Genomic DNA, 23,914 nt, shown 5'->3' with positions numbered 1-23,914 from the left:
AATGGTTTATTAAGCTATTTAAATTGTATTATTATAAATTTAAGTTGCTTTTAAATACACTTTTATATAATTTTAAAAATTATTAGAGTGTATCATGAATAACGGCATTTACAGTCATGTGAGGCTCCCAATTGATATTAATAAAGGAGCAATAGCAGATACTCATAAATTCAACAAATATTATGTGTGTCTCTACGCATCCGTGCATAGGTATGGCATCCGTATGCTCAACGATGATTTTACAATCGACAACATTGTGCAGGAAGCCTTTCTCAAGCTTTGGAACTACCGGGAGACCATTACCAGCCAGGAACATGCACTTAGGTTCCTTCGTCAGAACGTCAAGTGGGAATGTTATGCCTACTTCCGCAATCCAGTGAGCCGCTTCAACCGCAGGTTCACTTACCTGGACGCCATAGAAGATTACGATACCGTGCTGGGTCTTTGTGAGCCGTTAGTGGAAGATGACGAAGATGCCGTAACCGAAAGCCAGCTGAAAGCAATCAAAGACATGATTCCGTTTCTCTCGCACGGCAGGGAAAGGAACCTGCTACAACTTTATTACATCGACGGACTAAGCTACAAGCAGATTGCTTTACGTTATAACATCACCGTTACCGCCGCCAGTCTGGACGTAAGAAAAGGTGTAGAGAAGCTTAAGACAATGCTCGTCAGACCGCAGAAGCTCTTTGCAGAACCTTTCGTGGCACATACCACAGATGTTAACCAGCGCATCTGGCTATATGATATAGAAGGCCTTTCTAAAGAACAGTCGCAGATCTACCGTTTGCGCTCGGAAAGCAAATACAGCTTTGAGCGGATTGCAGTCAACCTTGACCTGCCGCAAGCCTACGTGCAGCGCGAATATGTCAAAGCATGGAAGCTGGTAAGCTTGCAAAAGAAGAAAGGGAGTCAGCCTGCTTATGTTGACGCTGCCGCGCACAAGCCTGTCACTTTCCTTATCGCTTAACCTGCAGCATATGGAAAAGATACACCTGACCCGAAAGATACAACTGCTGATCGACAGCTCAGATGCGGACTTTGTATATGAAGCGAGAGGCAAGATCATGACTTGGCAAAGTGCCTGCTACCGCTGCGCCAATTTGGTTTACACGCACCAGTTTCTACAGGAGCAGATCAAGGATATGGTATACCTAACAGAAGGTATCAAGCTGAAGGTGACCGATGGTAGTAAGGACCCCGACGGCATCTTAACTTCCTCGCGTACCAATTCCACTTACAAGGTTCTCACAAATCATTTCAAGGGCATATTGCCCAGTAACGTTTACAATAACCTGAATAATATCCTCGTGGGCAGCTTCAGCCGGGACAAGCAGCACTACTATACAGGCGAGCGCACCATCAAAAACTTTAAGAAAGAGATCGCCATGCCGTTCAGCGGGGAGTGCCTGAGGAAACTGGCCGAAGTTAAAGAGGGTGCATACTTTACGTTTACGCTGTTCGGCATTCCCTTCAAGACCTACTTAGGGAGAAACTTCGACGATAAACGAGACTTGCTCCGCGGTGTTATGAGCGCCGGATACAAACTTTCGACCAGCTACCTCAAGCTGGAAGACCATAAGAAGATCTACCTGTTGGCCACGTTCGAGCAGGACAAGGAAGTGCACCTGCTGAATGAGGAAGTGATCGCCGAAGCCTCGCTGTCATTAGAGCACCCTTTGGTCGTCAGGATCGGAAAGGTGCAGCTAACCATCGGAAATAAGGAAGAGTTTCTGTACCGAAGACTGGCTATCCAATCCGCCCGGCGCAGGGTACAGAAAAGCTGGACGATGAATAAAGCCGGGCACGGCAGGACAAGGAAGCAAAAGCCGCTGAAAAAGTTCCACCACATGGAACGGGATTACGTGGACTACAAGCTGCAGGTGTATAGTCGAAAACTGATCGACTTTTGCTTGAAGTATCATGCGGCAACATTGATCCTTACGAACCAGATGGAGAAAGAGGAAGCGGCCAAAGAGGAAGCCTTTGTGCTTCGGAACTGGAGCTATGGGAAACTGAAAGACAAGATCGCCTACAAGGCTGATAAGGCAGGCATTAACCTGATAGTAGAATAATGAAGCATCTGAAGATAAATTAGATGAACAAAGAGATTTTTAGCCGATCCGTTTTTTATATAAGTTAATAGAATAGTTAGAGGCTGCTTGTACAGCCGCAGGGTGAGGACAATAGTTTGCCTCACTAAGTAAAGTTAAATGTCAGAAAGCTAAAACCGCTTTGAGACAATTGACCATCACATACAACGGCTCGCTTATTCGTGGAAATGAGCGAGAAGTAAAGCAAAAGGTGCTGCTGCGGCAAATGGCTGCACGATGTTCCGCCGTACGCCTCGCAGCCAAGTGGTGCAGAAGTGAAACGCGCTACGCTTGTAACACACCTGCTTGTAGGGGGGTATGTACCTGTACAATTATATAGGCAGATTACGATGAAGATACTATATGGATAACAAAAATTATTATTGCGTGTGAGTCCTGATGAACTACTAACCAAGAGAGACCTTGAAAAATTTAAAAATGAGCTTTTTGATATGCTTAAGCCAGTTCTGCAGACGCAGGGCCTGTCCGCGCAAGGCTGGCTGAAAACCAAAGATGTCCTGAAGCTGCTGAAAATCTCATCCGGTACCTTGCAGAACCTGAGAGTGAATGGCACACTGAATCACCATAAAGTGGGCGGTATCCTTTACTATAAGCAGGAAGACATTGAAAAGATGTTGTCCGGGCCTGAAAAAAAAAGCCCGAAGCAGAAATAGTACTACCGGCCAAAACGCAAACTTTTAATCTGCGTTTTTATCCCAAACGCTCCACCAGCCGCAAAAAGGATACTGATCATATCTTCATCCGTATGACGGTGGATGGTAAGCGGGAGGACTGGTCCACAGGGCGCAGGTGTAAGCGTGAGGAATGGGACAGCAAGGCGGCAAAAGTTAAAGGGTCTAATGCCGAAGCCAGACAGATCAATAGCTGGCTGGACACCTTGCGAACACGTGCCTACGCCTGCAAACAGCAGTTGTACGCTGAAGGGAAGCCATTTACCGCTCTTCTTATCCGGAAGCTGATGCAGGGCGAAGACCTCGATCCACCCAAAATGCTTTCCGATGCGTGGAACTATCATACCAATCAAATCGCGGGGCTCATCGGTAAGGATTACCGGCCAGCTACACTGCAAAAATATAGGTCGGTGCTTCGGGTATTGAAGCGCTTTCTGATGCTGCGGTGCAAAACGGAAGATATCCGGCTGGACGAAATAGACTACCGGTTCGTCAGGGACTTTGATTACTACCTCAAAGCGGAGTACGGCGTGAAGATCAATACCGCAGTTCAAATGGTAAAGAAGTTGCGGACAATCATGAAAGTAGCGATGGAAATCGGCTGGATCAACCGCGATCCTTTTGTTGCCTACAGGGCAAAAAAAGAAGAGGTGTTTCGTGAGTACCTGACCAGCGAGGAGCTGCATGCACTGGCAACTAAGAACCTTTCACGTAAACGCTGGAACATAGTCCGGGACCTTTTTCTCTTCAGCTGCTATACGGGCCTGTCATATGCGGATATCATTAAGCTAAAGAAACCCGACTTGGTGAAAGGGGAAGACGGCGGGCTGTGGCTACAGACCCACCGGGTAAAGAACAATAACCGCGTTCGTGTTCCGCTGCTGAGTCCAGCGTTGAAGCTCATTGATCACTACAAAGATTATCCGCGCATTCTGGATGAGGACTTTTTGCTACCAAAAATCAGTAATCAGAAAGCTAACGCTTACCTGAAGGAAATTACCAAAGCTATGAGTTGGACCAAGAGACTGACGTTTCATTGTGCCAGGCACACCTTCGCCACGACGGTGACGCTGACCAACGGCGTACCGATAGAAACCGTTGGGCAAATGTTAGGACACAGAAATATTCGATCGACGCAGATTTATGCCAGGGTTACGGATACCAAGGTGAGCCGGGATATGAAGCCACTCAAAAAGCGCTATAAAGGACAGGAACTTTACCTGGCTGAGAAGTTTGAGTAACTTCCTCGATAGTGTTATTAAGGAACATTTACAATCAGTCTTACTTATAAATTATAAGTAAGACTAATACTGGTGAAGACTTATGCTTGCTGGTAACGGCGACATGCGGATACAAGTAAATTAGCTAACACGAAATAATTGAACCAAATGGAAAAGCTAACATTCGACCAGTTACCGCAGGCCATCGCCCTGCTGCTGGAAAAGATCTCGAGGATAGAACAAATGTTGTCCGGTTTACCAATGGAAGGTCATCAGAAATATAGGCCCATACTCACCACTGCGCAGGCCGCAGAATATATGGGTATATCGATGTCGGCCCTTTATAAGCTAACGAGCAGAAAAGAATTGCCGATGTATAAACCAGGCGGCAAAAAGGTTTATCTCAAGCGCGAAGAAATTGATGATTACTTGGCAAAGTGCCGTATCAGTTCGCAGGAAGAGATTGAAAAGGAAGCTTTAGATGATGTTTTAAGGAACCCACTAAAATTGCGATAAAAGAAATTACCTTGCCTTACACCGCTACCACAAAATTAGCATCGCAGCAGAATCGTCAAGGATACAGTAAATGGTGCAGGTGTTGGTTTTCTACGGCTGCACCATCCTTGACAATTCTCCTGCTTCTTGCTTCCTGCTGTTTAAGCGTCGTAAAGCCTTGTTCTGTAAAAGCCTTGCCTCTCATAAGGGCTGGCAGAGTTAAAGGTAAAAAGCTATTTAACGAGGAAACTTTACGATCAGAATAGTTGGAACGATATAGTATATTTGAACTCAAAGCCTTCAAAGCCGATATTTCAAGCTATCTGGAGATATGATGGCTGCGTACCGAACCGCAATGAGCATAGAAAACGATCACAATTGTATATCCCCCGGAGAGCTACAGGAAACGACCCGCCTCAATATTGAAAAATATGGCCTGCAGGTCATCATGGTCAGTTCGACAGGTTATTTACCCTCTTTTGCCTACAGCATCGGCTTATGGCAAAACTATAACCATCCTGAGATCATCTGTTTTGGCTTGTCTAACGATTTAGGGCATGCGATCATTAATGATGTTGCAGCCATTATCAAGCAAGGTGAACGGATAGATACAGGAAAAGAGTATGACGATATCTTTAATGCTAGTAGAGCGGCATTTCTGCCTGTTGCACCGGCAGGCGTTGGCGATTATTTCAACGCTGCTATCAATTATTACGGTCATCATGATTTTCCTGCGCTTCAACTGGTTTGGACGGACCGGAATGACCGGTTTCCCTGGGAGGAGGATTTTGAAGAAGTGTTTATCTACAAACAACCGTTACTGGACCGCAACATGAATTTTAAATTCAGGGAGCCTAAAAATCTAACGGCATTTACTTCACGGCAGTGGCTGGAAGATGGCAAGCCCATTCTCTATGTGGTGCATGAAAACGATGGCGATTGGCAGTTTGTTACCGGAGACGAGCTGGCATCCGACGATATACGGATAGTTGCTTTAGAGCAACTTGTGTTAAGAGACGAAACATTGAACGAGGTATTTGACTTAGACTACGGCGAAGATGCGGAAAGAGACTTTATCGGTGGACCCTGGACAAGGAAAAAAGTAGAGTATAATGATGAAGAATAAAGTTATTCTTAAAACCTTTTCTTTATCATACCTAACATTTCATATGCTTCAAGAATTACCGCCTTGGCCCTCGACGTCGGTTTTCTTCATCATCCTGTTCACGATTGTACCCCGGACGAAGTTTATTCGCCATGGTGATTATACTTTCCGCTACCCAGCCCGGTAGTTCGTTCGCCAGGGAAACGACTTCTCTGTCCACTGCCTGATACAATGTTTTCAGGTTCAGGTAATCGCCCGAAGCGTCAATTACCCTTACAGTATCAAATCGATCCGCGAAGTAAGCCAGGTTTCGGAGGCCTTCTTCATAGTTATACCGGATGCTGTAGTTGTCTACAAAATGGCCGCCTTGGCGAACGCGGTGCTGAACCCGGTCGATAGATTGCTCGATACTGACCAAACCTAAATAGATCAAACTGGTGCTATAGCCACGTTTTCGAAAACGCTCTACGGTATCCATGAGTTTATAGTCCCGAAAATTGGTTTCGATAGTCAGGTTTGCCTTTTGCTTCAAGGACAGGTCAACCCGGTCGAAGAAGACCTGTTCTACCGCATAAGCAATGCTTTCATCCGGTAAATCGGGAAACTGTTTTTAAATACGGCTCTTTCTTTGTCGGCATCAAATACGAAGGCACCCCCCGGGGACATATCTTTAGAGTAGGTAGATTTGCCTGCACCATTGGGCCCCGCGATGATTAGCAGCTGCGGGTTTGCTCTGGTCATAATTACAGTATTTTAACCAGGTGAACAGTGCCGCTGGGGTCTATCCGCACCAGTTCTTTGCGGTCGCGGTATTCATGGATCATGTGAAGGGTATCCGGGCAGATAGCCGGATCATAGTAAGTGATGTACCCGTTCTTCGCCCAGATTTCTTGGGTAACCTGTTCCGCAGTCGGTCTCAGCCGTTCGCGCAGTTCCTCATCCGATAGTTCGAAGATAGATTTGGAACGCAGGTTATCTGTAGCTGGAGTACGCATATAGTTGGTTAACGTCTTCATACAAATATAGTTCATTTAAGAATAGCCTGAGATTTTGTTATTTATTGCTATAGCTGGCAGTGGCTTACTGTCAGCTATAGCTTATTTGTGTTAATTAATGAAAGCTTAAACGGCATACAGCTTATTCCTCAATGCCTGCATATCCTCACTGATTTTGTGATCCATTACCTTCGCATAGATTTGCGTGGTCTTGATACTGGAATGTCCCATCATTTTGGCTACGCTTTCAATGGGAACACCGTTGTTCAAGGTGACGGTGGTAGCAAACGTATGCCGGGCAATATGAAAGGTAAGCGGCTTATGGATGCCGCATAAGTCTGCTATTTCCTTTAAATAAGCATTCATCTTCTGGTTGCTCATTACGGGAAGCAGTAATCCTTTATAAACACATTGCGGGTCATTAGCGTAATGATCGATGATCGCAGCAGCCGTAGGCAAAACAGGTATGCGGGATAGCGATTCGGTTTTCTTTCGTTTGGTAAAGATCCACAGGCCGCCATCAATGCCCTTATTCACCTCCGATCTTTTCAGCTTTTTCACGTCTACGTAGGCAAGGCCCGTATAGCAGCTGAAAACGAAAATATCTCTCACCAGCCTTAACCTTTCTATGGTCAGTTCTTTTTCAGCCAGCTTGATCAGTTCATCTTTAGTGAGTACCATGCGATGCACTTTTTGCGTCTTAGGCTTATAGTTGGTATAAGGATCAACAGTTAGCCATCCGTTACCCAGGCAGATACGCACTATCTTGCCCAAGTTCTTCACATACTTGATTGCGGTGTTGTTAGCGCACTTGCGAATGCTGAGCAGGTAGTATTCAAAGTCATTGAGAAACTTAAAACTGATTTTACTTACCGGCAGGTCAGAAAGGTTGTACTGGGAGGATAAGAACTCCCTGACATGCATTAGGCAAGTCTCATAGCGCTGCAAGGTGCTTTTCTCAAATTCCTGGCCCACCAAGCTTTTCATTCTTTCATTGTGGTCTGCAAATATGGACAGCAGCGTATGCATTTTTTCGCCTTTGCCGGTAAAGCGGTTCTTGATGTTTTCGGCAGTGAGCACGTCATCCGCCAGCTTCATCTGCTGGAAGAGCTCCTGTGCCTGCGCCTGTAGACTATCCAGGTAAGCGTTCAGGGTACGCGCATCTTCTTTCGTGCCGATGGCTCTGCCAGCCTTGGAATTCCAACGGGAAGGTTCACATACTTTTCCCATGGAGGTTTCGGCTCTTTGGCCGTTGACATTAAAGCGGAGGTAGATAGCTACCGGGCCGCTTTGGTAATTTGATCTTTTCTTTAAGTAGAAAAGCAAATTCATTTGAGTTCTCATTGCACATAATCCTTTAAAGTGAAACAAAAGTGTTAATTATGCCACTTACAATCAAGATGTTTAATGGATGAACTACTTGTAAAACAGCGCTTTATAAGTATATTGGTGAGCATTTTTGCTGGCTCTATAAAATGCTCACCATATGCTAACTTTTTTATAGAGAATGGTTAGATATGATGGCAAATAGAGCCAAATAAAAAAGCCTGTAAACGTTTAATTTACAGGCTTTTAGTCGTTTTTGACATTGCAATTAGCGGAATGGACGGGACTCGAACCCGCGACCCCATGCGTGACAGGCATGTATTCTAACCAGCTGAACTACCACTCCTCCCGTTTGGGAATGCAAATATAGAATCTATTTTTACATTCCGCAAAATATTTTTTCAAAAAATTAAGCTACCGTTCCTTCTTTCAACTTTTCGGCGTTCTCTGCAAATTGCAGCGATTCCATAATTTCCTGTAAATCACCATTCATTACGTTGGGCAGGTTGTAAATGGTTAAGCCAATGCGGTGCTCAGTAACACGGCCTTGCGGATAGTTGTAGGTACGCACTTTAGCCGAACGGTCGCCGGTTGATACCATGGTTTTACGCTTTTTCGAAGTTTCTTCGAGGTGCTTTTGCAACTCCATCTCGTAAACGCGCGAACGCAATACCTGTAAAGCCTTATCATAGTTTTTCAACTGCGATTTCTGATCCTGGCATTGCGCCACAATACCGGTTGGAATGTGGGTTAAACGCACGGCCGAATAAGTAGTATTCACCGACTGCCCACCCGGACCAGACGCACAGAACAAATCCTTACGGATATCGCTGTTATGCAATTCAATATCAAACTCATCCACTTCGGGTAATACCACCACAGTGGCGGCCGAGGTATGCACCCTGCCCTGCGTTTCGGTATCTGGTACACGCTGCACACGGTGCACGCCCGATTCGTATTTTAAAGTGCCATAAGCATCATCGGCCAATACGTTAAATACAATCTCTTTGTAACCACCTGATGTACCTTCGGTGCAATCCACCAGCTCGGTACGCCAGCCGCGGCGCTCGCAATAGCGCATATACATGCGGTATAAATCTCCGGCAAACAAGGCAGCCTCATCGCCACCAGTACCGCCGCGTATCTCCACAATGGCGTGCTTGGCATCTTCCGGATCTTTCGGGATCAGCATCAGGCGAATTTCTTCTTCCTTGGCCTCACGTTGTTCCAGCAGCTCGTCCAGCTCCATTTTAGCCATCTCCCTAAACTCTTCGTCTTTCTCGGTAGCTAAAATTTCTTTGTTTGTGTCAATATTGCTTACTATGTTCTTGTATATCTTGTACTGATCAACAATCAGGGTCAAATCCTTGTATTCCTTATTCAGCTGGGCAAAGCGCTTCATATCCGCCATTGCTTCAGGGCTGCTCAGTTCGTTCTCAACAGTTTGCCAGCGGTCTCTTATCAGCTCTAATTTCTCTAACATCGTTGTGTATTCTTCTTTTGAAAATCAGTTGCAATGCCTTGTCGGTTCTGATAGCCCCGCTTTACACTGCAAGTTTTTTGCCCGGCACCGGCCACTACTAAAAGCTTTCCGTTACAATCGGGTTTAATGCGGTTGGTGCACTGCAAAAAAGTGTACAAAAGTACGCATTCTCAGGCACATAATTAAATGATAGTTGCAGGTTGGTGGTTAAAAGCTCCACCCAAACCCTCCCGGTGAAGGAGGGTTTGAGTGGGACCATGCTTTCACATATTGTTTCAAAAAGAAACTTGGAAAGGCTTCTATTTTTTTGCTTTGGGCGTTGCTGTTGCTTTAGGGTTGCTTTGCATAGCGCGCACTTCTTTAAGCAGGCGTATCTTAAGCATAATAAATGCGCCGCCAACAATTACAGCACCGGCCACATAGGGGTAATGACCGTGCGTAAAGCCCCAGTAAAAAGTAAACAAACTAAGTGCTATACCAATGGTGTATAGCACATTTAAAAATATCCTGAGCGCCATAGTTTAGTACACCGTAATGGTCGGGTCAATTTGGTCAGCCCAGGCCAGTATGCCGCCTTTTAGGTTATACAGGTTGGTAAAGCCCTGCTGCTCCAGTTGCATAACGGCTGCCGCACTGCGTTTGCCGCTACGGCACATAATTACTACCGGTTTTTCTTTATCAATTTTGTCGGCTTCAATTAAAATGCCGCCCAACGGTATCAATTCGCCGCCCAGGTTCGACATCTGGTACTCAAAATCCTCGCGAACATCCACCAGTTGAAAATCTTTGCCGTTATCTTTCATCCTTTTCAGGTCTTCTACAGTTATCTCTTTCATAGTCAACAGTAATTTGAGCCAAAGGTAGGTTTTTTGGCTATATAAATTAAATCATAGGTTTGTAACAATAGCCCTTTACAAGCGTTTTATGTACAGGAATATCTGCATTTTTTGTAGTTTTAAGATTGATGAAAAAAGTAACCCGTTTTTTTTGGTTCTGCTCGGGCGCGCATATTGACACCTTGAAGAAGTACCCTATTGAACATAACAAGTATGTGGGTATAGGGGCTACCATATTTTTTACCGCTTTATTTGCCAGCTTATCGGGCGGCTATGCTATGTACTTTGTGTTTAGCGGCAACGCCTTGGCACCACTTTTTGCTACTTTTTTTGGATTGATATGGGGGCTGGCCATTTTTAATATGGACCGGTACATTGTAGCCAGCATTAACAAGCAGGGCAGCACCAACCAGCAGATACTGCAGGCTACGCCGCGTATCTTACTCGCCATTATGATTGGTATGGTGATATCGCGCCCGCTGGAACTGAAAATTTTTGACAAAGAGATTCGCGAAAAGCTGAAAGCCAGTTACCTGAAAGGCCAGAACCGCAAAATAGATACCCTGCAAAAAACCTATTTGCAGAAGTATGCGATGGAACTGAATAAGAACAAGGACCTGAAAGCTGAAAAAGATTCGCTCGAAAAAGACATCAACCGGTCGCGCGTGGAACTGAACCAGGAGGTATTTGGCGACAAAACCACCCAGACCTCGGGCCTTGCAGGCTACGGCTTTAATGCCAAACGGAAGGAAGAGGTATTGGCCGAAAAGCAAAACCGCCTGAAAACCGTGACCGACGATCTGACTAAAATGGATCAGTACCTGAGTCAGCGTAAAGATTATGAAGGGCTGAACAGCACCCGCCTGTTTACCGGCTCACAGCTGGACAGCCTGGCTAATATTGCCGGTTTTGCCGACCGCAACTGGGCCCTGGGGCAACTCTCCTTCCGCTCAGACGGTGCACGCGATTTGGATACCTATTTGGCTCAGTCCTTCATCGGCTACCTGTTCATTTTGTTTGAATGTCTGCCGGTATTTGTGAAGCTGATGTCGCCCAAAGGGCCTTATGATGTGGCACTGGCCCGGATGGCCGAGGCCAATATCCACTTTGCTGAAAAAGACAAAGACCGCGAAGTGGCCGTAACCGACAACCTGTTTGACCACCAGCTGGATGCCGACATACAGCGAAAAAAGAAGATCATCTCCGCCCAGTCCGACTATGATTATGAGCGGCACAGCTACGAGTAAACCATATAAAAGGCAGCGTTAATCACGCTGCTTTTTTGTTTTATATCCTATGACGTTTGCCACAGGCTGGCGCTGATACCATGCCGGCAACGAAACAAATTTGCCAACTTCGCTTTATCTTTGCTGTTATGCCAGTTGCCACGCCTCACCGCAAAATTATCCACGTGGATATGGATGCATTTTATGCATCGGTTGAGCAGCGCGACTACCCCGAATACCGCGGGAAACCGCTGGTAGTGGGCGGCCTGCCCGAAGGCCGGGGCGGCGTAGTGGCTACTGCCAGTTACGAGGCACGTAAGTTTGGCATACGCTCGGCCATGCCTTCCAAAAAAGCGTTACAGCTGTGCCCGCATGCTATTTTTGTGCGCCCAAGGTTTGCGGTGTACAAAGAAGTATCCAAACAAATACGCGAAATTTTTAGCCGTTATACTGATCTCATCGAACCCCTGTCTTTAGATGAAGCCTACCTGGATGTAACTACCGATAAGCTGAACATTGGTTCCGCTATCGAGATAGCGCAGCAAATCAAAAACGCCATACAGGATGAGTTGCAGCTTACCGCTTCGGCAGGAGTATCCATCAATAAATTCGTAGCCAAAATTGCGTCTGATATTAATAAGCCTAATGGTCTAAAGTTTATTGGCCCATCATCCATCCAGGCTTTTATGGAAAGCTTGCCGGTAGAAAAGTTTCATGGCGTAGGCAAGGTAACTGCCCAAAAAATGAAAAATATGGGCCTGCATACCGGTGCCGACTTGAAACAACTTACTGAAGACGAACTGGTGAAACGCTTTGGTAAAACCGGGCACTTCTATTATAAAATTGTACGGGGTATTGATGACCGTGCCGTACAACCGCACCGCGAAACCAAATCAATGGGTGCCGAAGATACTTTTGCCTATGACCTCACCGAGCCAGAAGAGATGTACGCCGAGCTTGTCAAAATAGCCCAAACCGTAACCGACCGCCTGGCACGTTACCAGCTTAAAGGCCGTACAGTTACATTAAAAATTAAGTACAGTGATTTTAAACAGATAACACGCAATCAGTCGTACCCCGCTCCTGTTGGCGATTATGAAACCCTGTTAACTACTGCCAAACAGCTGCTGGCAGCAACCGATTTGCAGGATGTAAAAATACGCTTGCTGGGTATATCCGTATCCAACTTTGGCGAAATTGCCCCCAAAAGCAGGTATGACGGCCCGGCTGAGCAACTCAGGTTATTCTAACTGATTTTAAAACTTAACTAGCAGATATACAATTACATGTGCGTATTATTTATTAGCGCTGGTAACAAACAGGCATCAGTATACGTCTTTACACGGTAGTACAACCTGCTGGCTTGTGGCTGGCCCGACTTATTATAAAACAATGAAAAAACAATTTTTACTAGCCTTCTCCTTAATCATTCTAGCTTTTTTTACCGCGCATAAAACCTACAGCCAGGCCCGCAGCTCCATTGGAATTGGTGGCGGCATCAACTATCCGCTGCAAAGCGGCTATCATATCGGGCGCGACAAGGTAATACAAGGCAACATCCGTTTAAAAGATGCACTTACGCTAATGCCAACTATCGGGCTCGAAAACATAGAAAGCGATAAAAAGGGCGTTTACAATGGCTACTACTTTGTAGGCTCGGGCCGCAGTGTTGACCTGGTTTTCCTAAATGTTGCGGCGAGATATTACTTTTATAAGCGTTTCTTTGCCTTTGCAGGCCCATCCATTTACTTAGGTGGCGATGATGCCGGCAGCTCGGGTTTGGGTGGCACATTAGGCGGCGGCTACGATTGGGCTGTTGACCATTACAGCAGCCTGGAATTTTCATTACGTGCTGATGTAATGCCGGTGTATGATAAAACCGTTCCCGTTTCGGGCCTGCGCGTTGTCTATAAATTTAATTTCAGCCGCCGTTATTAGCCACAAACTATACCCTTACAGCCAACCGCAAAATGCGGTCGATTGTTGCTAAATTTGTACATGCACATTTCACCCGAAATTGAACAGCGACTGGAACAGCTGCAAGCTAAGTACGAGGCCATGGGGCAAGATATGCCTTCCTACCTTGACGGGCTTTTGCATGCTGATTTCCTGACCTATTGGGATTATATACATTTAGATACGCTGCTAAGCCTGCAAAGCCCTAAAACGCCTTTCCCTGACGAGGAGATATTTATCATGTATCACCAGATTACGGAGCTGTACTTTAAGCTTTCGCTACACGAGTGCAGGCAGATTGCCGAAAAGGGAGATGAGCTTACTGTCGACTTTTTCACGGCTCGCTTAAAACGTATTAACCGCTATTTTGAAGCGCTTACACAATCGTTCGAAATTATGGTGGATGGCATGGAAAAGGAACAGTTTTTGAAATTCCGCATGTCATTGCTGCCGGCCAGCGGTTTCCAATCGGGCCAGTACCGCATGATTGAAATCTATGCGTCAGACTTTCTCAATCTCGTGGCTAAAGACAAACGCGAAGAACTGCAGGATGCCGGCATTGAGGCGCAGTTTGAACATATTTATTGGAAGTTTGGCGCTACCGAGCTATCCACAGGCAAGCAAACCCTTACCCTTAAACAGTTCGAAAAAAAGTACGCCAAAACCTTTATTGAATTGGGTAAGGCCAACGTACACACCAACTTTAACGCCCTTTGGCGGCAGCTGAAAAGTAGAGGAGAATCAACCACAGCCCTGGAAGATGAACTGCGGCAATTAGATGTAAACGTTAACGTAAACTGGCCGCTATCGCACTATAAATCGGCCGTGCGTTACCTGCACCGCGAACCGGAAGAGATTAGCGCCACCGGTGGTACCAACTGGCAAAAATATCTTCCTCCCCGTTTCCAGAAACGCATTTTTTACCCACAATTATGGACTACTAGCCAGATCGAAAACTGGGGCAAAGCCTGGGTACAAAGAGTACTGAGTGAGTTATAGTTGAGGAGTGGGGGATATTTGGTTCGAAGTGCGGAGAGTGGGCAGTTGATGTGAAGAGCTCGGGTACCGAGTTGAGAAGGTTGAGGTGCGAAGAGGATTTGTTTTTCTCCGGTAAGTTATAACCTACCTTTTGCTGATACCATACAACTGTTACTTAAACTTCGCTCCCCGAGCCCGTGCTCCTCTATCCTCTCACTCCGCTCCTCGCACCCATTCTTCAATCCTCGCACCCCGAACCCAATATTTCGTATCTTTGCGGTATGATTGATGTGATCCTGAAAAAAGGTAAAGAGAAAGCGGTGCTGCAACGCCATCCATGGGTATTTTCTGGTGCTATTGAGCGCGTAAAAGGTAAGCCGGCAAATGGTGATGTAGTACGTTTACTGGATGCACAGGGTGGTTTTATGGCTTACGGGTTCTACAACAAAGAATCGCGCGTGGCCCTGCGCCTGCTGGAGTGGAACGAGCAAACCCCGGTTGACGAAGCCTGGTTCAGGCAAAAAGTAGCCACTGCCGTACAAAGCCGCAGCAACATTTTACACGATGGCACCAACAACACCTGCCGCCTTATTTTCAGTGAGGCCGATTACCTGCCGGGGCTCATTGTAGATAAATACGCCGACTATCTTTCTTTACAGATCCTTACCTCAGGTATCGAAAACAATAAAGCCGTTATTATTGATGAGTTGCAACGGTTACTGCAACCCAAAGGTATTTATGATAAAAGCGATGCCTCATCACGTGCACACGAAGGGCTGGAAACCGCCAATGAAGTACTGTCTGGCGAGGCTCCGCCTGAGCTGGTTGAGGTAAAAGAAAATAACCTGGTTTATGGAATCAACATAGCCGAGGGCCAAAAGTCCGGCTTTTATTGCGACCAGCGCGATAACCGCCGCATACTGGCAACCCATACGCAAGGCAAAAAGGTTTTGGATTGCTTTTGCTATACCGGCGGCTTTACATTAAACAGTTTACAAAAAGGCGCCGCTTCAGTTACCAGTGTAGATAGCTCTGCTTTGGCTATTGATACCATGCGCAAAAATATTGAATTGAATAAGCTGGATGTAAATAAGCATACCGCCATCCAATCGGATGTAAACAAACAATTGCGCCGTTTTAAAGAGGATGGCGAAAAATTCGACATCATTGTACTGGATCCACCCAAATATGCCCCTTCGCGTTCAGCGCTTGACCGGGCCTCGCGCGCATATAAAGATTTGAATCGTATTGCCATGCTGCTGCTCAACAGCGGTGGATTGCTGGCCACCTTCTCCTGCTCGGGTGCTATGGATATTGATACCTTTAAACAGGTACTGGCCTGGGCGGCACTGGATGCCGGTAAGCAGGTACAATTCATTTACCAGTTTTGCCAACCAGAAGATCACCCTGTAAGGGCTTCTTTCCCGGAAGGCGAATACCTGAAAGGCTTATTGTGCCGCGTACTGTAATACACGTTAACTATTTTGCGTATGTTCGGTATAGTATAACAGCATAATTTATGAAAACTGAACTGGAAAAAATGCTTTCGGGCGAGTTGTATGACGCAAGCGATGAACAGCTGACTGCCATGCGCATGAAAGCCCGCGAACTGTTTGTAAGCTATAATGCTACCAGCTACGCCGATAACGATCAGCGCAAAGCCTTGCTTAAACAATTACTGGGTGAGTGTACGGATCGTATAGATATACAGGCTCCTTTTTACTGTGATTACGGCAGTAATATTTATGCCGGTGATAACTTGTTTATCAATTTCAACTGCATTATACTGGATTGTGCAAAGGTTACCTTCGGAAACAATGTAGCCCTGGCACCTAATGTGCAAATTTATGCCGCCTATCACCCGGTTATTGCTTCGGAGCGTATTAAGGGCCCGGAACTGGCTGCACCTGTTACCATAGGCAACAATGTATGGATTGGTGGCGGTGCCATTATATGCCCCGGTGTAACCATTGGTGATAACACCACTATTGGTGCGGGCAGCGTAGTTACCAAAGATATTCCGGCCAATGTGATTGCTGCCGGCAACCCCTGCCGCGTTATCCGCCAGATTGAAAGCTAAGATTGCGCTGTATTAAGCGTAACTATCATAAAAGAGAAGGGCCTTGCTATTTTAAAGCAAGGCCCTTCTCTTTTCGAATCAATTATAATTATCCGGCGTTTTGTTTAGCTTCTTGTTTTAATTGATCGTTAGCTACAATAACAATCTCTACACGGCGGTTTTGTGCACGGCCGGCTTCGGTGCTGTTATCGGCAATTGGCTCGTTATAACCTTTACCCTGGGTAGATAAGCGTGAGCTGCTTACACCGCTTGATGAAATGTATGATTTAACAGCGGCTGCTCTTCTTTCCGACAAGTCCTGATTTAATGAAGCGCTACCGGTATTATCAGTATGGCCTACAATCAGGATATTGGTTTGTGGGTTGTTAGCCATAGAGGTAGCCAAGTTTTGCAGGTTAGTTCTGGCTGCTGATTTTAAATCTGTTTTGTTTACATCAAACAAGATACCTGAATCAAATTTAACCAGGATACCTTCACCCTGACGCTCTACAGTAGCACCCGGTACAGTTTGTTTGATTTCGGCAGCTTGTCTGTCCATTTTACGGCCAATAAAAGCACCGGCTGTACCACCCACAGCACCGCCAATAATAGCGCCCAATGCAGTATTACCTGCGCTTTTACCTATAATAGCACCAATGGTACCACCAGCGCCTGCGCCAATAGCTGTGCCCTTTTGAGTTTTAGTAAGAGAGTTACAGCCTGATCCAATTAAAGTTGCAGTAGCAACGGCTATACTTAATACGGCTGTTTTAAAAGTTAACGTTTTCATTATTAAAGTGAATTTGTGATTGAATATTGCAAAGTGAGTGCCAAAGTTATAAAAGCTTGTTACAACAGCAATACGCTATCTATGGTGTGTTAGCTGCTGCATATACTGTATAGCATACTGCTATGTTGTAACCTAAACGCTTCACTCTGTTGCTCCACTTTGTTGTTTCACAGTTTTAACATACAGACCAAAACCTGCCTTAATGGTTTAAGCAAACGTTTGCGGAGTTTTTTATCCGGGTAAATGTTGTTTCATAATTAAATTCGATTAAAATTGCTGATGATAAGCATGGTTTGGCATATAGTTACCGAACTGTGATGATTATCAATGGCGTAGTACTTTGCGCCAGATTATAAACCAATACATCTTGAAACCCAATTTAGTTTACCGTTAACTGCGGAGAAATACATGTTATGAAAAATTTTTTGGATGAAAATTTCTTGCTGCAAACGGATACGGCACAACGCCTGTATCATGATTATGCCAAGCATCTTCCCATCATAGACTACCACTGCCACTTACTACCCGACCAGATAGCCAATAATATCAATTTCAAGAACCTGACGCAGGTATGGCTGTACGGCGACCATTATAAATGGCGTGCCATGCGTACCAACGGCGTAAACGAAGACTATATTACCGGCAGCAAAAGCGATTGCGAAAAGTTTGAGCAATGGGCCGCTACGGTGCCTTATACCCTGCGTAACCCTTTATACCACTGGACGCACCTGGAGCTGCAGCGCTACTTTGACGTTCAGGAGCTGTTATCGCCCAAAACCGCTCAGCAGATCTATGACGACTGTACTGCCAAGCTGCAAACGCCGGAGTATTCGGTGCAGGGCCTCATCAAAAAGATGAACGTGGAAACCATCTGTACCACGGATGATCCGTTGGATAACCTGGAATTCCATCAGCAAATGAAACAACAGCCGGATGCACCGGTAAAATTGTTACCTGCTTACCGCCCTGATAAAGCCATGAATGCCGACGATGTTCCGGCATTGTGTGCTTACATCAGCAAGCTGGAAGAAGTTGTTAATGTAACCATACATAGTTACGAAGATTACCTGGCGGCACTCAAGCAACGCCATGATTACTTTGCCGAAAACGGCTGCTCGGTATCTGATCACGGTTTGGAGCAGGTTTATGCTGAGGATTATACCGACGACGAGATTCGGGCTATTTTCGTAAAAATCAGAGCCAATAATGTGCTAATGCCGGGCGAGATATTGAAATTTAAGTCGGCCATGCTATTCCAGTTTGCCATCTGGGATCATGAAAAAGGCTGGGTACAGCAATACCACCTAGGTGCCTTGCGTAACAACAATACCCGCTTACTTACACAATTAGGCCCCGATACCGGTTTTGACTCCATTGGTGATTTTAACCAGGCTAAGGCACTATCTAAATTTCTGAATAAGCTGGATACGGAAGATAGGCTGGCTAAAACCATCGTTTATAACCTCAACCCTGCCGACAATGAATTAATGGCTACCATGATTGGCAACTTCAATGACGGATCGGTAGCCGGTAAGGTACAATTTGGTTCGGCCTGGTGGTTTTTGGATCAGAAAGACGGCATGACACGCCAGATGAACGCCCTGTCGAACATGGGATTACTGAGCCGCTTTGTTGGTATGCTTACCGATTCGCGTAGCTTCCTGTCATTCCCACGGCACGAGTACTTCCGTCGTTTGGTGTGTAACCTGTTTGGCGATGATATAGAGAACGGCGAACTGCCAAACGATATAGAATGGACCGGCAAAATTGTGCAGGACATTTGCTACTACAATGCTAAAAATTACTTCCCTTTTGATAAATAAACCATGAGCAGCCTTTTAGAAAAAGATTATCGTTCGGGTTCGGTGTTATCATTCGGTGAGTTTCTGCTGCGCATTACACCCGATGCTGGCGGCCAGTGGCTGCGCGAAAACCATTTCCTGGTATTTGTAGGCGGCGCAGAACTGAATGTGGCTACCGCTTTAGCCTTGTGGGATGTTCCCTCCCGTTATTTCACGGCACTGCCTCAAAATGGTATGTCGGCACAGATTATGGAGCTGCTGCAGGAGAAGAATATAGACACTTCTACCATAATGTTCCACGGGAAACGTTTGGGTTTATACTTCCTTACTAAGGGCCAGGATTTGAAACACGATGCCCTGATTTACGACCGTTCCAACTCCGCCTTTGCCGAGCTAACCACCGGCTTGATTGATTGGGATAAAGTATTGGATGGTGTTACCTGGTTTAACTTTAGCGCCATATGCCCTGCCCTGAGTCAAAATGTGGCCGATGTTTGCAAAGAAGCTTTACAGGCCGCATCGGCAAAAGGCATAACTATATCGCTCGACTTAAACTATAGATCAAAACTATGGCAATATGGTAAGCAGCCGGTTGATATAATGCCTGAGCTGGCGCAGTATTGTGATGTAATTATGGGTAACATATGGGCAGCTAATAACATGCTGGGTATTCCACTGTATCCCGATGTGGTAGAATCAGGCCAGAAAAGTTTATACTTAAAAGCAGCGCAGCATACATCTGAAGAAATTATCAGCCGCTTTCCAAAATGCCAGGCTGTGGCCAATACCTTCAGGTTTGATGCCAATAATACCAACATTGATTATTACACTGCTTTGTACACCCAAGGTAAACTGCACGATTCAAAAGAATATCAGGCCGATACCATTGTAGATAAAGTAGGTAGCGGCGACTGCTATATGGCCGGCCTTATTTATGGCTTTTACAATAGCATGGATGCGCAGCAAACGGTTGAGTTTGCTACAGCTGCCGCCTTTACCAAATTATTTGTGAACAGCGATGCCACAGACCGTACCGCGGAGTTCATTCAAAACGCAATTTTCTATCATGAAAAATAAACAAGAAGTTCTGGACAGTATTATCAGCCAGGGCATGCTCCCGCTATTCTTTTATCAGGATGGCGATGTAAGCATTGAAGTTACCCGCACCCTCTATAAGGCGGGTGTACGTGTATTTGAATATACCAACCGCGGCGAAGCCGCGCTTCAAAACTTTAAGCTGCTGAAAGAGCTGCAACAGGCTGAGATGCCCGACCTGCATTTGGGTATAGGCACTATTAAATCGGTTCATGAGGCTGATGCCTTTATCAATGCTGGTGCCGACTTTTTAGTAGCTCCAATTGTGAACCCTGAGGTAGCCAAAATAGCACAGGATAACCACATGCTATGGATACCCGGCTGCATGACGCCTACCGAAATTTATACGGCACAATGTAATGATGCCGCGCTGATCAAGCTGTTTCCGGCTAATATTCTGGGGCCGGCTTTTCTTAGCTCAATCAAAGAGCTGTTTCCAGGTCAGTTGTTTATGCCTACCGGTGGCGTGGAGCTGGAAGCCGGCAATATTGCCACCTGGTTTAAAGCAGGCGTATGTGCCGTGGGCATGGGCAGTAAACTAATCAGCAAACAAGTGCTGGAGGGCAAGTTATACGACCAATTATATAACGATACCCTGAAAGCCATTGAGCTGGTAAGAGCCGGCCGCTGATACTTGCTAACCAAACCTAAATGATGAAGAGATGATGAGTAATGTTAAAATGAGCAATTACCGCTGGACCATTTGCGCCCTGTTGTTTTTTGCCACTACCATTAATTACCTTGACCGGCAGGTACTAAGCCTCCTGAAACCTACCCTCTCCAAGGATTTTAACTGGACGGATAGCGATTATGGAACCATCGTAGGCGTATTTTCTTTGGCCTATGCTTTTTCCATGCTGTTTGCCGGGCGGGTGGTTGATTATCTGGGTACTAAAAAGGGCTACGCCTGGTCAATTGTTTTATGGTCGGTAGGTGCCATACTGCATGCAGTTGCTCATTTGGTGCCCAGCAAGGTTTTGGGCTTTTCATTGGGCCGTACCGTTTTAGCTGCGGGCGAATCCGGTAACTTTCCGGCTGCCATTAAAGCCACTGCCGAATATTTTCCGAAAAAGGACCGCGCGCTGGCTACCGGCATTTTTAACTCCGGCGCTAACGTGGGTGCTATTCTGGCCCCTATCGTGGTACCGTGGATTGCTGTAAACTGGGGTTGGCAATGGGCATTCATCGGCATTGGTGCCTTAGGCTTTGTATGGCTTATTTTCTGGCTCTTTATGTACGAGATACCTTCAAAAAGCAAATTGCTTAATGAAGCTGAATACGCCTATATCCACAGTGATGATATAAGATCTGATGAAACGGTAAAAGTTGAAACCGAAACTGAAGGGAAAAAATTCACTTATACAGAGTGCCTTAAATATAAACAAACCTGGGCCTTTGCTTTTGGCAAGTTTATGACAGACGGCGTTTGGTGGTTTTACCTGTTTTGGTTACCGGCTTATTTTGAGGCACGCTATAACATGACGGGTACGGCCATATCAATGCCCATAGCCATATTATATACCATTACAGTAATAGGCTCTGTGGGCGGCGGTGCATTTCCTACTTATTTTATTAACCGTGGCATGGATGCTTATGCCGGCCGTATGCGGGCTATGCTTATTATTGCTTTGTTCCCCCTAGTAGTGCTGCTTACCCCTACTTTAAGCGAGTATAGTTATTGGTGGGCCGTAGCGCTTATTGCTGTTGGCGCATCTGCACACCAAGCATGGTCATGCAATATATTTACTACCGTAGGCGATATGTTCCCTAAAAAGGCAATTGCTACTATTACGGGTATTGGTGGTATGGCCGGTGGCATCGGTTCGTTCTTGTTAAGTAAAGGAGGTGGTATACTGTTTGACCATTACCGGGCAGCCGGCCATATTGAAACCGGTTATTCCATCATGTTTGTGCTTTGTGCCGTGGCTTATATTATAGCATGGGTAGTTATGAAAAGCCTGGTTCCGAAAATGAAGCCAATCGAATTATAACAAGGTGTAAATATTGATGAAATGTAATTTCATTAATATTTGCGTTTAAGTAATGAAACCATTACATCAATCTCCTACTTTAGAGATTAACACACGAGCTAAAACATATATTAACTTTTAACCAACTATCATGAGTTTTAATGACGAGCTGAACAAGCTGTTCGTTGATGAGAGCCAGATACCGGAGCAATACCGTATCGAGGAACTGCATCAGCGGGAATATCTCGTTAACGGGGATATGCTGCCCTGGGACGGCGAGGTAAGTGAAGTAACATCGCCAATTTGTATCCCCACCCCCGAGGGTTTAAAGCGTAAGGTAATCGGCAGCTACCCGCTGGGTACCGAAAAGGAAGCAATGGAAGCCCTGGCCGCTGCAGAAGCTGCATTTGATAATGGCCGCGGCGAATGGCCGACAATGAGTGTTGCCGACCGAATTAAGTGCATGGAAAAATTCGTGTACAAAATGGTAGAGCAGCGCGACCTGGTGATTAAATTAATTATGTGGGAAATTGGTAAATCACTGGCCGATTCAACTAAAGAGTTTGACCGTACGGTTGAATATATTACGCTTACTATTGATGCCCTTAAGGATATCGACCGCGAATCATCCCGTTTTACTATGGCCGAAGGAGTAGTAGCGCAGATACGCCGCTCGCCGCTGGGTGTGGTATTATGTATGGGCCCGTTCAACTATCCGCTGAACGAAACCTTTACTACCCTCATTCCGGCTATCATCATGGGCAATACCATCCTTTTCAAACCACCAAAACATGGTACCCTGGTTCACTACCCATTACTAAGAGCTTTCCAGGAATCGTTCCCTAAAGGGGTAGTAAATACCGTTTATGGCCGCGGTGCTAACGTTACACCGGGACTGATGGCTACCGGTAAAATTAATGTACTGGCCTTCATCGGTTCCAGCAAGGTGGCTAACGATCTGAAAAAACGCCATCCAAAAATCAGCCGCTTACGTGCAGTGTTGAGTTTAGATGCTAAAAATGCAGCTATTGTTACCAAAAGCGCTGATCTGAACATTGCTGTTAACGAGTGTATTTTAGGTTCGCTGTCTTACAACGGTCAGCGTTGTACAGCCATTAAAATTATTCACGTACACAAAGATGTGGCCGATGAATTCCTGAAATTGCTGAGCGAAGGCGTGGCTAAACTGAAGTACGGTATGCCGTGGGAAAAAGGCGTGAACCTGACCCCTGTTGCCGAACCGGGCAAGCCCGATTACCTGAAAGAATGTATTGCCGATGCCGAAGCTAATGGTGCCCGCGTGGTAAATGAACATGGTGGCGAAAACGTAGCTTCGTTCTTTTACCCGGCCATTGTATACCCGGTAAACGATAAAATGAAACTATACCGCGAGGAGCAATTCGGTCCGGTAATACCGGTATTGCCATTCGAATCAATCGAAGAGCCTATCCAGTACCAAATTGATTCGCCGCATGGTATGCAGGTAAGTATTTTCAGTACCGATGCACAGGAAACCGCCGACCTGATTGATCCGTTTGTGAACCTGGTGAGCCGCGTAAACATCAACGCACAATGCCAGCGCGGCCCGGACGTATTTCCTTTTACCGGCCGTAAAGACAGTGCAGAGGGTACCTTATCAGTTAATGATGCGTTACGCTCGTTCTCTATCCGTTCACTGGTAGCCACCAAGCTGAACGATACCAACAAGCAGTTGATCAACGAAATTGTGAACGATCATGATTCCAATTTCCTGAGCACAAATTATATCTTCTAACGTTACAGAAGCGTATTAA

25 protein-coding genes and 1 tRNA gene are annotated in these 23,914 nt (G+C 45.8%); 17 read left to right on the top strand and 9 right to left on the bottom strand.

Annotation, left to right across the window (positions count from 1 at the left end; translation table 11 throughout):
- Nucleotides 1-94 precede the first annotated feature (94 nt).
- The 6 genes from KHS38_RS14650 to KHS38_RS14625 all read left to right on the top strand — a co-directional run bounded on the left by KHS38_RS14650 (nt 95) and on the right by KHS38_RS14625 (nt 5,626).
- Complete coding sequence (locus KHS38_RS14650) at nt 95-970, top strand: RNA polymerase sigma factor (RefSeq protein ID WP_213489349.1); 876 nt, start codon at nt 95-97, stop codon at nt 968-970.
- 10 nt (nt 971-980) lie between these two features.
- A complete protein-coding gene (locus KHS38_RS14645) occupies nt 981-2,075 on the top strand; it encodes a hypothetical protein (RefSeq protein WP_213489348.1) in 1,095 nt (364 codons plus the stop codon).
- A gap of 470 nt (nt 2,076-2,545) precedes the next feature.
- A complete protein-coding gene (locus KHS38_RS14640) occupies nt 2,546-2,767 on the top strand; it encodes a helix-turn-helix domain-containing protein (protein ID WP_213489347.1) in 222 nt (73 codons plus the stop codon).
- Between the two features lie 92 nt (nt 2,768-2,859).
- Entirely contained in the window at nt 2,860-4,026 is a 1,167-nt protein-coding gene (locus KHS38_RS14635; RefSeq protein WP_213489346.1) for a site-specific integrase, read from the top strand.
- A gap of 147 nt (nt 4,027-4,173) precedes the next feature.
- Nucleotides 4,174-4,521: a helix-turn-helix domain-containing protein gene (locus KHS38_RS14630; RefSeq protein ID WP_213489345.1), complete on the top strand. Its 348-nt coding sequence runs from the start codon at nt 4,174-4,176 to the stop codon at nt 4,519-4,521.
- Nucleotides 4,522-4,855: 334 nt separating this feature from the next.
- Nucleotides 4,856-5,626 (top strand): DUF4262 domain-containing protein, encoded by a 771-nt coding sequence (locus KHS38_RS14625; protein ID WP_213489344.1) that lies wholly within the window; start codon nt 4,856-4,858, stop codon nt 5,624-5,626.
- Nucleotides 5,627-5,681: 55 nt separating this feature from the next.
- Here KHS38_RS14625 and KHS38_RS14620 read toward each other — a convergent pair whose 3' ends face one another.
- From KHS38_RS14620 to KHS38_RS14585, 8 genes are all read right to left on the bottom strand, one after another.
- Entirely contained in the window at nt 5,682-6,083 is a 402-nt protein-coding gene (locus KHS38_RS14620) for a hypothetical protein (protein ID WP_213489343.1), read from the bottom strand.
- 86 nt (nt 6,084-6,169) lie between these two features.
- Nucleotides 6,170-6,346: a hypothetical protein gene (locus tag KHS38_RS14615; protein WP_213489342.1), complete on the bottom strand. Its 177-nt coding sequence runs from the start codon at nt 6,344-6,346 to the stop codon at nt 6,170-6,172.
- 2 nt (nt 6,347-6,348) lie between these two features.
- Nucleotides 6,349-6,621, bottom strand: a complete 273-nt coding sequence (locus KHS38_RS14610) for a hypothetical protein (protein ID WP_213489341.1) — start codon at nt 6,619-6,621, stop codon at nt 6,349-6,351.
- A gap of 105 nt (nt 6,622-6,726) precedes the next feature.
- Nucleotides 6,727-7,932: a site-specific integrase gene (locus KHS38_RS14605; protein ID WP_249665420.1), complete on the bottom strand. Its 1,206-nt coding sequence runs from the start codon at nt 7,930-7,932 to the stop codon at nt 6,727-6,729.
- Between the two features lie 266 nt (nt 7,933-8,198).
- Nucleotides 8,199-8,272: transfer RNA gene (locus KHS38_RS14600), tRNA-Asp, on the bottom strand.
- A gap of 63 nt (nt 8,273-8,335) precedes the next feature.
- Entirely contained in the window at nt 8,336-9,409 is a 1,074-nt protein-coding gene (gene prfA / locus KHS38_RS14595) for a peptide chain release factor 1 (RefSeq protein WP_213489339.1), read from the bottom strand.
- 299 nt (nt 9,410-9,708) lie between these two features.
- On the bottom strand, nt 9,709-9,927 hold the full coding sequence (locus KHS38_RS14590; RefSeq protein ID WP_213489338.1) for a DUF6358 family protein: 219 nt from the start codon (nt 9,925-9,927) through the stop codon (nt 9,709-9,711).
- Between the two features lie 3 nt (nt 9,928-9,930).
- On the bottom strand, nt 9,931-10,245 hold the full coding sequence (locus KHS38_RS14585; protein ID WP_213489337.1) for a rhodanese-like domain-containing protein: 315 nt from the start codon (nt 10,243-10,245) through the stop codon (nt 9,931-9,933).
- A gap of 128 nt (nt 10,246-10,373) precedes the next feature.
- Here KHS38_RS14585 and KHS38_RS14580 point away from each other — a divergent pair, with 128 nt between their 5' ends.
- The 6 genes from KHS38_RS14580 to KHS38_RS14555 all read left to right on the top strand — a co-directional run bounded on the left by KHS38_RS14580 (nt 10,374) and on the right by KHS38_RS14555 (nt 16,485).
- The gene (locus KHS38_RS14580; RefSeq protein ID WP_213489336.1) at nt 10,374-11,492 is read left to right on the top strand and encodes a DUF4407 domain-containing protein; all 1,119 of its coding nucleotides are present in this window, start codon (nt 10,374-10,376) and stop codon (nt 11,490-11,492) included.
- Nucleotides 11,493-11,620: 128 nt separating this feature from the next.
- Nucleotides 11,621-12,721 carry a DNA polymerase IV gene (gene dinB, locus KHS38_RS14575; protein ID WP_213489335.1) on the top strand — a complete coding sequence of 367 codons (1,101 nt, stop codon included), beginning with the start codon at nt 11,621-11,623 and terminating at the stop codon, nt 12,719-12,721.
- A gap of 142 nt (nt 12,722-12,863) precedes the next feature.
- On the top strand, nt 12,864-13,409 hold the full coding sequence (locus tag KHS38_RS14570) for a hypothetical protein (RefSeq protein ID WP_213489334.1): 546 nt from the start codon (nt 12,864-12,866) through the stop codon (nt 13,407-13,409).
- A 60-nt stretch (nt 13,410-13,469) separates the two neighbouring features.
- A complete protein-coding gene (locus KHS38_RS14565; RefSeq protein WP_213489333.1) occupies nt 13,470-14,426 on the top strand; it encodes a tryptophan 2,3-dioxygenase family protein in 957 nt (318 codons plus the stop codon).
- 260 nt (nt 14,427-14,686) lie between these two features.
- On the top strand, nt 14,687-15,874 hold the full coding sequence (locus KHS38_RS14560) for a class I SAM-dependent rRNA methyltransferase (RefSeq protein ID WP_213489332.1): 1,188 nt from the start codon (nt 14,687-14,689) through the stop codon (nt 15,872-15,874).
- Nucleotides 15,875-15,924: 50 nt separating this feature from the next.
- Nucleotides 15,925-16,485 carry a sugar O-acetyltransferase gene (locus KHS38_RS14555; RefSeq protein ID WP_213489331.1) on the top strand — a complete coding sequence of 187 codons (561 nt, stop codon included), beginning with the start codon at nt 15,925-15,927 and terminating at the stop codon, nt 16,483-16,485.
- Nucleotides 16,486-16,573: 88 nt separating this feature from the next.
- Here KHS38_RS14555 and KHS38_RS14550 read toward each other — a convergent pair whose 3' ends face one another.
- Nucleotides 16,574-17,254 carry a YiaD family glycine zipper/OmpA-like lipoprotein gene (locus KHS38_RS14550; RefSeq protein WP_213489330.1) on the bottom strand — a complete coding sequence of 227 codons (681 nt, stop codon included), beginning with the start codon at nt 17,252-17,254 and terminating at the stop codon, nt 16,574-16,576.
- Between the two features lie 413 nt (nt 17,255-17,667).
- Here KHS38_RS14550 and uxaC point away from each other — a divergent pair, with 413 nt between their 5' ends.
- The 5 genes from uxaC to KHS38_RS14525 all read left to right on the top strand — a co-directional run bounded on the left by uxaC (nt 17,668) and on the right by KHS38_RS14525 (nt 23,895).
- A complete protein-coding gene (gene uxaC, locus KHS38_RS14545) occupies nt 17,668-19,077 on the top strand; it encodes a glucuronate isomerase (RefSeq protein WP_213489329.1) in 1,410 nt (469 codons plus the stop codon).
- 3 nt (nt 19,078-19,080) lie between these two features.
- On the top strand, nt 19,081-20,133 hold the full coding sequence (locus KHS38_RS14540; protein ID WP_213489328.1) for a sugar kinase: 1,053 nt from the start codon (nt 19,081-19,083) through the stop codon (nt 20,131-20,133).
- On the top strand, nt 20,123-20,782 hold the full coding sequence (locus KHS38_RS14535; RefSeq protein ID WP_213489327.1) for a bifunctional 4-hydroxy-2-oxoglutarate aldolase/2-dehydro-3-deoxy-phosphogluconate aldolase: 660 nt from the start codon (nt 20,123-20,125) through the stop codon (nt 20,780-20,782). Before KHS38_RS14540 ends, KHS38_RS14535 begins: the two co-directional genes overlap by 11 nt.
- A 34-nt stretch (nt 20,783-20,816) precedes the next feature.
- Nucleotides 20,817-22,142: an MFS transporter gene (locus KHS38_RS14530; RefSeq protein WP_213489847.1), complete on the top strand. Its 1,326-nt coding sequence runs from the start codon at nt 20,817-20,819 to the stop codon at nt 22,140-22,142.
- Nucleotides 22,143-22,272: 130 nt separating this feature from the next.
- On the top strand, nt 22,273-23,895 hold the full coding sequence (locus KHS38_RS14525) for an NADP-dependent glyceraldehyde-3-phosphate dehydrogenase (protein ID WP_213489326.1): 1,623 nt from the start codon (nt 22,273-22,275) through the stop codon (nt 23,893-23,895).
- Nucleotides 23,896-23,914 lie beyond the last annotated feature (19 nt).

This window comes from Mucilaginibacter sp. Bleaf8, from assembly GCF_018390515.1.
In the GTDB taxonomy this organism is placed as follows: Bacteria; Bacteroidota; Bacteroidia; order Sphingobacteriales; family Sphingobacteriaceae; genus Mucilaginibacter.
This window is presented reverse-complemented; position numbering and strand designations above follow the sequence as displayed.